Source organism: Phocaeicola coprophilus DSM 18228 = JCM 13818, assembly GCF_000157915.1.
Classification (GTDB): Bacteria; Bacteroidota; Bacteroidia; order Bacteroidales; family Bacteroidaceae; genus Phocaeicola; species Phocaeicola coprophilus.
In genome coordinates this window covers 24,505-25,091 of the sequence record NZ_EQ973647.1, presented here as the reverse complement: position 1 = coordinate 25,091, position 587 = coordinate 24,505, and the positions used below count along the sequence as shown (strand labels likewise).

General features: G+C 28.3%; 1 protein-coding gene. It reads left to right on the top strand.

All coding sequences use genetic code 11. The annotated features are described in order from the left end of the window. Positions 1-138: 138 nt before the first annotated feature. On the top strand, positions 139-555 hold the full coding sequence (locus BACCOPRO_RS13855; protein ID WP_008144528.1) for an SPASM domain-containing protein: 417 nt from the start codon (positions 139-141) through the stop codon (positions 553-555). Positions 556-587: the final 32 nt, after the last annotated feature.

Here is a 587-nt window from a genome sequence, read left to right as displayed (position 1 = left end):
TTTATTTTGGACAAATAGGATTTTTAGCCCATAAAAACTTTAAAATGTATTTAGCATTAATACAAAATAATGAGGAAGTCAAAGAAAATGATAAAAATGATATCAATTTTTTATCCGAATCCGAGTATTTAAAAAGTAATGAAAAGATGGGCTACTGCTTGTGCAGGATATGATGCAGTTTATAAAAAGATAGAATATGCTATTACAGCCAAAAAGTCCTTACCACTAACAGCAGTGCATTGTACTGCTCAAACTGGAGAGTATGTATTTTCGCCATTAAAAGAAATTTATCCATGTTGGGAAGTTGTTGGAAATAAAAAATTCCAAATAGGGATTATTGAGAATAATACTATCAGCTGGAATAAAGATGAATTAAAAAAATGGCATACCCATGATGTTACTTCTTTGTCTTGTAAATATTGTAAATATGTCTTCTTGTGTGGTGGAGGATGCTTGGCGATGAAAACTAATCAATGCAATTTATTCAAGAAAATGATAATAAAAGCCGTAAATACTGTATATAATAGTGTTTATGCAAATTTGTTTAATAAATAAAATTTTAGCTATGATTAAAGATGAAATTTTTG

Coding starts and splice junctions, on each gene's coding strand:
- BACCOPRO_RS13855 (WP_008144528.1), top strand. CDS start 139: ATGAAAAGATGGGCTACTGCTTGTGCAGGATATGATGCAGTTTATAAA.